The 10,092-nt window shown below is 44.3% G+C and carries 9 protein-coding genes; 2 read left to right on the top strand and 7 right to left on the bottom strand.

The genetic code is table 11. From position 1 onward, the window contains the following. The first annotated feature begins 54 nt into the window (after nucleotides 1–54). Together rdgB and tig are read left to right on the top strand one after the other, a co-directional pair. On the top strand, nucleotides 55–741 hold the full coding sequence (rdgB, locus tag ACT3RN_RS12385) for an RdgB/HAM1 family non-canonical purine NTP pyrophosphatase (protein ID WP_225739254.1): 687 nt from the start codon (nucleotides 55–57) through the stop codon (nucleotides 739–741). Nucleotides 742–1,233: 492 nt separating this feature from the next. Then, complete coding sequence (gene tig, locus ACT3RN_RS12380) at nucleotides 1,234–2,577, top strand: trigger factor (protein ID WP_192520115.1); 1,344 nt, start codon at nucleotides 1,234–1,236, stop codon at nucleotides 2,575–2,577. 163 nt (nucleotides 2,578–2,740) lie between these two features. Here tig and ACT3RN_RS12375 read toward each other — a convergent pair whose 3' ends face one another. The 7 genes from ACT3RN_RS12375 to ACT3RN_RS12345 form a co-directional block, all read right to left on the bottom strand. Then, nucleotides 2,741–3,490 (bottom strand): HupE/UreJ family protein, encoded by a 750-nt coding sequence (locus ACT3RN_RS12375; RefSeq protein ID WP_192520114.1) that lies wholly within the window; start codon nucleotides 3,488–3,490, stop codon nucleotides 2,741–2,743. Between the two features lie 59 nt (nucleotides 3,491–3,549). Next, nucleotides 3,550–4,221: an urease accessory protein UreG gene (gene ureG, locus ACT3RN_RS12370; RefSeq protein WP_192520113.1), complete on the bottom strand. Its 672-nt coding sequence runs from the start codon at nucleotides 4,219–4,221 to the stop codon at nucleotides 3,550–3,552. 114 nt (nucleotides 4,222–4,335) lie between these two features. Then, entirely contained in the window at nucleotides 4,336–5,157 is an 822-nt protein-coding gene (locus ACT3RN_RS12365; RefSeq protein ID WP_192520112.1) for an urease accessory protein UreF, read from the bottom strand. Between the two features lie 2 nt (nucleotides 5,158–5,159). After that, nucleotides 5,160–5,774, bottom strand: coding sequence for an urease accessory protein UreE (gene ureE / locus ACT3RN_RS12360; protein WP_192520117.1), 615 nt, complete (start codon nucleotides 5,772–5,774; stop codon nucleotides 5,160–5,162). A 142-nt stretch (nucleotides 5,775–5,916) separates the two neighbouring features. After that, nucleotides 5,917–8,100 (bottom strand): urease subunit alpha, encoded by a 2,184-nt coding sequence (gene ureC / locus ACT3RN_RS12355; protein WP_192520111.1) that lies wholly within the window; start codon nucleotides 8,098–8,100, stop codon nucleotides 5,917–5,919. A gap of 45 nt (nucleotides 8,101–8,145) precedes the next feature. Then, entirely contained in the window at nucleotides 8,146–8,448 is a 303-nt protein-coding gene (gene ureA, locus ACT3RN_RS12350) for an urease subunit gamma (RefSeq protein WP_057761815.1), read from the bottom strand. Between the two features lie 193 nt (nucleotides 8,449–8,641). After that, entirely contained in the window at nucleotides 8,642–9,706 is a 1,065-nt protein-coding gene (locus ACT3RN_RS12345) for an urease accessory protein UreD (protein WP_192520110.1), read from the bottom strand. Between the last annotated feature and the right edge of the window lie 386 nt (nucleotides 9,707–10,092).

Raw genomic sequence — 10,092 nt, 5'->3', positions numbered from 1 at the left:
CTAATTTTTTATTAGTATCGTTGATTTGTTCACACTACCAATCGGATAAACATTATGAAAGATACATTCTCTCACTCTACTATCAGCACTAAAGAAAACAGTACCAGCGAAAATAGCACCAATCAAAACCTAGCTGCCCAATGGGTACTCGCCAGTAATAATAAAGGCAAGTTGGCTGAGTTCAAAAGACTGTTTGCTGAAGCAAATCTAGACGTGACGATCATTCCACAAGGTCAACTCGATATCGAAGATGCAATCGAGGACGGACTAAGCTTCGTCGAAAACGCCATTATTAAAGCAAGACATGCCAGCCGTCTCAGCGGATTACCTGCCATTGCCGATGATTCAGGATTGTGTGTGCCTGTACTCGGTAACGCACCGGGCATCTACTCTGCTCGCTATGCTGGTGAACACGGTAACGATAGTAAAAACAATGCTAAGCTCATCGCTGGCTTACAGCCTATCCGTACAGCGAAGCCAAATACTCCGATCAAAGGTATGTTTGTATGCGTACTGGCAATGGTTCGCCATGCCGATGACCCATTACCGATCATCGCTCAAGGTCTATGGCATGGCGAAATCTTGGATTCTCTATATGGTGACGGCGGCTTCGGATACGACCCATTATTTTGGTTACCTGATTTGCAAGCCAGTGCGGCCAGTCTGAGCGCTGCTGATAAAAATAGCATCAGTCATCGTGGTCAGGCAATCCAGCAGCTATTAGCACAGTTGCCTTTATAACCTGTTTTTGTCATATTCGCTCTCGTTTATATCTAGCATGCCTCAGCATAAATGTATAACTCGCATAAACATATAAATAGTACCTAAAGCGAAACAGATGACATAGTAAATTTTAAGTGAACGAGTAGCAAAACAGATAATTTTTACTTTAATAATCAGATAGATTATACTGTTCTACTTTTAAAATTTTGTTGAAATCCGTTATTTGGCTGTATAATTCACCAATAAGCGTTATTATGCGCTGCATTAACGGTTTATTATTGATAATTGGTAGCATTTACTAAGATAAACAGTTTTATATGTCAGTCCCGTTGAGTGCTAAAGGCGATTGCTATAATCACTCATTGTAAAGCTGTTGACTACCACTATCCCCTATTTATTCCAACGGCAATTGTATCCTCAGCCATATTTTGAGGCGCAGTTGTCTATTACCATTTAACTCCAAGTACTGTTTAACTCTAAGTACTATTTAATCCTAAAGGTGTAATGAACATGGCTACAGATTTACAAGTCACAACCAACAAGCTATCTAATAAAGAAACCCAGCTCACGGTTAAAGTACCCGTTGAAAAAATTCAAAACAAAGTTGAAGGCCGTATTCGCCAAGTTGCGAAAACTGCCAAGATTGACGGTTTCCGTAAAGGTAACGTCCCTATGTCACACATCCGCTCTCAGTACGGTGCTGGCATTCAACAAGAAGTTATCAACGATGTGATCCGCGATACTGTATTTGAAGCGATTAAATCTGAAGACATCCGCGCTGTTGGCATGCCTAACATCGACGACGTAAAACTTGAAGATGATTTCTTGGTATATCAAGCCACTGTTGAAATCTTCCCAGAAGTTGACGTACAAGGTATCGATGAGATTGAAGTTGAGCGTCACACTGCACAAGTTAGTGAAGAAGACGTTGACACTATGATCGAAAACCTACAAAAGCAACGTGAAGAATTCGTTGAGAAAAAGGGCATGGCTGCGAAAGACAACCAAGTCACTTTCGACTTTGAAGGTTCAATCGACGGCGAAAAATTCGAAGGCGGATCAGCTGAAGACTTCAAACTGGTCATCGGTAGCAACCAAATGATTCCTGGTTTTGAAGCTGGTATCAAAGGCATGAAAGCTGGCGAAGAAAAAATCATCGACGTAACTTTCCCAGAAGACTACCAAGCTGAAAACTTAGCGGGTAAAGAAGCCCAGTTCAAAATCAACGTGAAATTAGTTGAAAGATCTAAGCTACCTGAAATCAATGAAGAGTTCCTAGAACTATTCGGCGTAAAAGAAGGCGGCGTTGAGAAGTTGAAAGAAGACGTACGCAAAAACATGGAACGCGAAATCAAAAACGCTGCGCGTAGCCAAGTTAAGCAAGCAACATTTGACGCATTGCTAGAAAAGAACGAGTTTGACGTGCCAAACGCTATGCTAGAGCAAGAAATCGAGCGTCAACGCAACATGATGATGCAACGTTTTTCTCAGCAGTTCGGCGCTAACGCTGACAGCTTCGATAAAGACATGCTACCAAATGAGCTATTTGAAGAGCAAGCGCTACGTGCTGCCCGTCTTGGCATCATCGTTGCCCGTGTTATCGATACTAAAGGCCTAGAAGTAGATCAAGAGCGTGTTGAAACCTTCATCAAAGAAGCCGCTGAAAACTACGAAGATCCAGCTGAAGTCATCGAGTACTACACCAATGATAAGCAGCAGCGCGCGAACATTGAGTCTGTCGTACTAGAAGACCAAGTCGTTGACTATCTGATCGGTCAAGGCAAAGTAACTGACAAAGAAGTTAGCTACCAAGACTTGCTAGCCGCTCAGCAACAACAGCAGCAAGGCATGTAATTGATACGACAAGCTGTCTTTTTAGATAGGCTATAGTCGGTTATCAAAACCAAAATGCGCCCCTGATCTTTTGATCAGGGGCGCATTTTTTATAGGGCTCGATAGCTAATGTCAATCATAACTATCGAGTCTACAGACACCTTATTTGTAGCGCCAAAAACGCTTAAACCAACACAGGTGCAAATACGGCACTCAATCCTAGCAACACTAGACCGCGCTGTACCCATAAGCTACTACCCAATCGCTGCTGTAGCTGCTGACTAATCAGTGTACCAACTGCGTACAGTGCTAGCATCGTGACCAACATTCCGGCATAAAACCCTAGCTGACCACTCACACCAGCATTTGCTGGCATCTCCATTGCATGCGCCAATCCATGAAAGACAGCTAGACCACCAAAGCCAAACAACGACAGCTGCTGAATGTTTGGCGTAGTTGCCTTACTTGTTTGCGTAGAAAATGCTTCTTGTCTACTTTTATGACTCATCAAGACCATAGCCAGTATAACTACCGACAATGAGATAGCCATCTCAACCCACCCAGATGACGTGGAAAATGCAATACCACCAATCAGAACGCCAGCCGTACCCAATATCGCACCCAATATCGCACCCAACGACAACCCTGCTGCCAATGACATTAACCCTAGACGAGTCTTTTTCAGTCCATAAAACAACATACCCATGCCAACTGCCAAAAACAAATGGTCAAAACCAGTTATCGGGTGCATCAGCCCCGCTTGCAAAGTCCCTAACAGCGATGACGTATGCGCAGTGGTTGAATGAATATGACCTGAGTGTGCCTGTGCTAGTGAAGGTAATATTAATGCTGTCATCATCACCGTGGAGCCAGCCACTATGTTACGAGAGGATAGAGCTTGTGAAAAATTAGATTTTTCTATACTTTTTATCATGTGATTTTTCCTTATTATTTATAGTCGAATGATATCAGCTCGTCTGCTACTCCTACTGACTAAGCAAGCATGCCCTGCTCTTTGATAAAGGCAATAATCTCATTTAGCCCTTCACCTGTTTTCATATTGCTAAAGATAAAAGGTTTGTCGCCGCGCATCTTTTTGGCATCACGCGCCATAACTTCTAGTGATGCACCTACCATTGGTGCGAGATCCGTTTTATTAATAATCAATAAATCAGACTTAGTAATACCAGGTCCACCTTTGCGAGGTATCTTATCACCTGCCGACACATCGATAACGTATAACGTCAAATCTGATAGCTCTGGGCTAAATGTCGCCGCCAAATTATCGCCACCTGATTCAATGATAATCATCTCCAATCCTTCAAAAGTCGCTTGCAGCTCAGCAATCGCTGTCAGGTTGATAGAGGCATCTTCACGGATAGCAGTATGCGGGCAGCCGCCGGTTTCTACACCGCGAATGCGCTCAGCAGGCATGGCATCATTACGAGTCAAAAACTCTGAATCTTCTTTGGTATAAATATCATTGGTCACTACTGCCATGTTGACGGTATCACGCATGTTTTGGCATAGGCGCAAGGTCAATGCCGTCTTGCCGCTACCAACAGGACCACCAATACCGAGGCGTAAGCAAGATAAACCAGATGTCGATACATTAGTAGGACTGGTACCTTGCGAAGTTTTTGGTTGTAGCGGGGTCAAAGACATAATGTGTTCCTTAAACGGTTGATATAGAATTATTATAAAATCGGAGCAATGTAAGTAGATCCAAGTAGACAGACCAATTTGGACAGACCTAACTGAACATATCTAAGCATAGAGCTATGAGCGGAACAATCGACTGTACTGCTCTTCGTGCATACTTGAGAGAGTCGCCAAATTGGGTAAGTTGTTAGATATATTGAGTAACTCATAGAGCTCTTGGCACAACTGTTCAACATCTTGATCTTCAACAATATCCTGAACTTGGACTATCTCTAAATCTAGATAATCAATACTGTCTGGTGACGCCATCACATCATCAAAGACGCGCTGTATGTTATCACTAGCAGCATCAACCTGCGCCGCCAGATCATTTTGTAATTGCCAAAGAACGCGTTGTCCTGCCATTTGCCCTAGTGGCACTGTCTTTACCGCTGCCAATACCATATTTTCTAATTGAGCAAACCCATAAGTTGTCATTGATTGAGCTATCGGTAATTCCCAATGCTGAGCAATATGAGCAAAAAGTGGTAAGTAACCATTGTCAGGTATTTCAGCAGGTATACCTAGGCCCAGCACTTCATTAAGCCAAGACACCATTGCTTGTGCCAATTGCTGAGACTCAAGCACAAACTCTTTACTCTCTAAGCTCGCATGGTAGTCTTGCGCGAGGGCTGCCGCTAGGGCTTCATGCCCTTTATCAAGGGCTTGCATGATCAATGCTAATATCGGTAACTCGTAATCCAAGATAGCAAGCTGCAAATAGTCTTGCATGAATTCGAGCGTACTTTGTTCATCATGAATCACACCTGACTCAATCGCCGCTTCCACCCCTTGTGAATACGTATAGCTGCCGATAGGTAAGTTACTCGATGCCAGCATAAGCACTTGTCCAAGCTGACGATTGTGATTGCGTTGACTACCAAACCTAACCGTATCCATCATTAATGACCTACATGTTCGTGGCTATTTGACGTGCCATGCGTATGACTATGTGAATGACCGTGTTCATGGTTATGTTCATGACCATCTAAGTCACTATTTGAATGTGTATGAGAATGACTGTGCGAATGCCCGTGCCCTGATTGATAAGCCCCTGTTTCAGGCTCAAACGGTACTGATGCCTCTGCAACCTGCAATCCAAGACGCTCTAACATTTGCGCCAGTACATGGTCGTTTTCAAAATACAACGCATAGCCTGCGTCACCAGCGTCAACACTGTGGTCAAACATTAGTGGCACATGTCGATTGCCTAGATGATAAGCCCCTTTCATTAAGGTGAAAACATCATCAGCGGTGACTTTAGTGACTGCCTGAGGTTTAGCGATGACTTGGATCAACTCGCCGGCTTCATCAATCAAGACATCATTACCTTTGAGTGTGCCTGTCCGCGGTAAATCAACGCCGACGCTCTCACCTGACACAGTAGCGGCCTTAAAACGAGAATGCTGACGAGTATCAAAGTCTAGCAGTAGATAGTCATCAGTTTGCTGCTGCTTTGCTAATTGAGCTTGTTGCATGTCACTCAAATCACTTAAACGGGTATTGAATATCTTCATCATTATTATACTCTGGCTGTTGTGGCTCAAACTGTTAGGACATAAAACACTAAAAAATCAGCATCACAAAATGCTTAGGATAACAAAGTACTTGGAAGAACAAGGCGCTTGGAAGAACAGAGCTCTTCAAATAAAGGAACACTTAAAACAAAAAGTAACGCTGCGCCATGGGTAATACATCGGCAGGCTCACAAGTTAATAGCTCACCATCAGCGCGTACTTCATAAGTCTCAGGGTTGATATCCATCTCAGGGCAATAGCTGTTAAAGCGCATATCACTTTTACGGATTTGACGGATACCATGTACTGGCTGAATGACTTTGGTCAAGCCAAGGTGCTTATCTACTTGCTTATCGATAGCCGCTTGCGACATAAAGGTAATGCTAGTTTGGGCAATAGATTTTGGATACGCGGCAAACATAGGACGATAATGTACTGGCTGAGGTGTTGGGATAGAGGCATTGATATCACCCATCGGAACAGCAGCGATGAGCCCGCCTTTGATGATGCACTCGGGTTTTACCCCAAAAAACTTAGGAGACCATAATACTAGATCCGCCCACTTCCCCACTTCGATAGAACCGACCATATCGCTTATACCATGGGTAATGGCAGGATTTATGGTGTATTTTGCGATATAACGCTTGATGCGAAAATTATCGTTATCCGCGCTTTGATCATAGTCTGTCAGTGTGATGTACTGTTTCTCATATTCCGTGGTTGCCGTCGCATCTGGAGCGAGATGACCGCGTTGGACTTTCATTTTGTGCGCGGTCTGCCACGTGCGAATGACCACTTCACCTACTCGGCCCATGGCTTGAGAATCACTACTCATCATCGAAATCGCGCCCAAATCATGCAGGATGTCTTCAGCGGCGATGGTTTCTTGGCGGATACGGCTTTCTGCAAACGCCACGTCTTCAGCGATGGCAGGGCTTAGATGATGGCAGACCATCAGCATATCGAGATGCTCGTCAATGGTATTGACGGTATATGGTCTGGTTGGATTGGTAGAGGACGGCAATACATGCGACTCACCAATGGCTTTGAGAATATCAGGGGCGTGCCCACCGCCTGCACCTTCGGTATGAAAGGTATGAATACAGCGGTTTTTAAAAGCGCCTAGCGTGCTTTCTAGATAACCACTTTCATTTAAGGTATCCGTATGAATCGCTACTTGCACATCGTAGTTGTCAGCGACGCTCAAGCAGTTATCGATGGCTTGCGGCGTAGTACCCCAATCTTCATGCAGCTTTAGCCCCACAGCACCAGCTTCGATTTGCTCGGCTATCGGCTCTGGCACGCTCACGTTACCTTTACCTAGTAACCCAATATTCATAGGAATACTGTCAGTAGATTTGAGCATCGAGCCGATGTGATAAGCACCTGGTGTACAGGTAGTCGCCAGCGTACCTTGTGCAGGCCCTGTACCACCGCCAAGCATCGTAGTGACCCCTGACATCAGCGCTGTCTCGCACTGCTGCGGTGCAATGAAATGAATATGGCTATCAATCCCGCCTGCTGTTAGGATTTTTCCTTCACCAGCGATTATTTCGGTCGCACCACCAATCGCAATATCAATGCCAGGCTGAATATCAGGGTTACCCGCTTTGCCAATACCGCTAATACGACCGTCTTTGATGCCCACATCTGCTTTATAAATACCGGTATAATCCATGACCAATGCATTGGTAATCACCGTATCCGCGACGTCAGCACCTAATAATTGCCCTTGTCCCATGCCATCACGAATGACTTTACCACCACCAAACTTAACTTCTTCGCCTTTTATCTCAGTAGATTTATTAGAGCGCTCACTACCCTGTAATGCACCTACTGGATCAGCATCCTGATAACTGGTCAAATCAGCCTCAACTTGCAACCAAAGCTCTGTATCCGCTAAACGAACCTTATCGCCTGTTGTCGGGCCAAAATGCTCAGCATAAATATGCCGACTCACTTTCTTTTGTGATGTCGCTGTAGGGCGCTCATTATCTGTATTATTCGATGCTGCGTCCGAGTTAGCTGCACCCATTACTCGACCAGCGAAGCCATATACTTCCTGCTTACCAGCAAAGGCCACCAGCTCCACTTCTCGTGATTGTCCAGGCTCAAAGCGTACTGCCGTACCAGAGATAATATTCAAGCGATAACCACGCGTCCGCTCACGTTCAAAATCCAAAGCGTCATTAACTTCATAAAAGTGATAATGCGAGCCAATTTGGATAGGTCGATCGCCTGTATTGGCGACGCTGATACTTTGCACCTTTCGTCCTTGGTTCAACGTAATATCGCCATCTTGAATATTATATTCACCTGCTTGCATGAGAGCCGCCTTATTTTATAATTATCATTTCGGTAAGATACAGTGCTATACGATGGGGTTATGTACCGTCACCAGCTTGGTGCCATCAGGAAATGTTGCCTCGATTTGCACTTCATCCACCATCTCTGCCACACCCTCCATCACATCATCAGCAGACAGATAGGTAGCGCCCTCACTCATCAACTCAGCGACTCTTTTACCATCTCGCGCCCCTTCCATGAGTAGCATGCTGATATAAGCGATGGCTTCTGGATAGTTCAGCTTAACACCACGGTTCTTCCGGCGTTCAGCCACCATACCGGCCGTGAATAGCATGAGTTTGTCTTTTTCTGTCGGAGTCAGATGCATGAGGTTTCCTTATTGTATTTATAATATTCTGTGTCGCAGAGTACGTACTTCAAAACTTGAGTGCCTTAATCAAAACAGCGATGGTGGCTTTTTCACATCATATTAATATCATATTAATTTCATACCACGTCAAACAGTACTTAATAAATAGTACTTAACAAACAGCATCTAATAATAAGTACATAACAAAAGATCAGGTGTCCCAAATTCTGGGTCGACACAACTCAAGCTGCCACCAGTGCTCACGCAACACTTCTCTTAACTGATAAAAAGCCTCAAAACAGCCACGTACATCCGAGCCAATATAACGGATATTGACTGCTTGATAGTTATGAGTGCAGTAGACAGGCAACTCAAATTCAGCGATTGCCTGACGTAATGCCAATACTGTGCTGTCTAGGTAATGGGTTAACGCCTGTTTAGCTGCAGCTTGTGTGGTCGCTGTTGATTTTTCTGATTTTGATGTCTGTGTGATTGGATTCTCATAGATATCTTTTAAGCTCGGTACCGCCCAAAACGACCCATAAACATGCTGACCTGCCAGTCCTAGATGCGAAGTAAACCAGCGACTTTGGGCTGATTGAGCCACTCGTTCTGCCACGATAACTCGCCCTTTACGGTAAATATTCAGCCCAGTATGGTAATGTCCTTGCAAAAACTGCTCATCATAAGCTTGCCGCCCAAACACGCTAATCTCCCACGTTAGTAAGCTAGATGAGTCTGTTAAATCAAAGCGACTCGTCGCATGCATATTGGCTTCGTTATAAACAATACTCTCTTGTGGTAACCACTCTAAGCGAGTATTTGTGTCTAAACTGGCCTGTACCTGTTGACTGGCATGTTCAGCCATATGCTGTGTAGTAGCATTGTTATCTGTGGTTATATCCACGTCGACTGCCCTATTTTCGACGATGATTGATTGATCGGCTGCAACTTTATTTTTTTTGCTGATACTGTCTTTGCCATACCATTTACCCGCCCCTGGTGTGGTGATAACCGTATGGCTACCATCATCCAAACGCAAGTCAATATTCAGCGTATCACCACCGGCGATACCGGCTGGAGGATACAACATCAATATATGACAAATACCTTGCTGCATGCACGGCTCAGGGTATAACGGTCGCTGTACCATCAATGCGCCCGTATGCTTACGACGATATAGCCGCGTTTTAGGCGCAGTTGCAGCAGTATCTTGGGCAACATGCCTACTTTTTATGCTGTCAAAATCTAAAGCTAAAGAGGAAGCCCAGCTCATTTTATATACTCATCTACTCGTTAGGCCATGTTGAACGTCAAATATCATACACCATCGTATTACGGAGAGGTCGATCATTAGAGCGATCATATAGACCCAGTGCTATAACAATTCATAAAAATGACAATATCATCCTATGCATACAATCCTTATGCCAACTTACTCCTAATTAGAACACTCAACACTATTCATCAAGGCTCAAGCCTATGTTAACTGTGCTTGGCTTTCTCACAAGCCATTACCTGCACCAAAATAGCACAAACAACCACTATAGATGCACCAATTTTTAGCAATACCACCTCCCTATCGGTTGTATTTTACGTTTCCAATGTCAGTAAGCAACGCTAGACATGAGCCAATGCAAATATGGCTTATATAGCACCTTT

Source organism: Psychrobacter sp. AOP5-GZ1-6 (assembly GCF_052376345.1).
Lineage (GTDB): Bacteria > Pseudomonadota > Gammaproteobacteria > Pseudomonadales > Moraxellaceae > Psychrobacter.
This window is presented reverse-complemented; position numbering and strand designations above follow the sequence as displayed.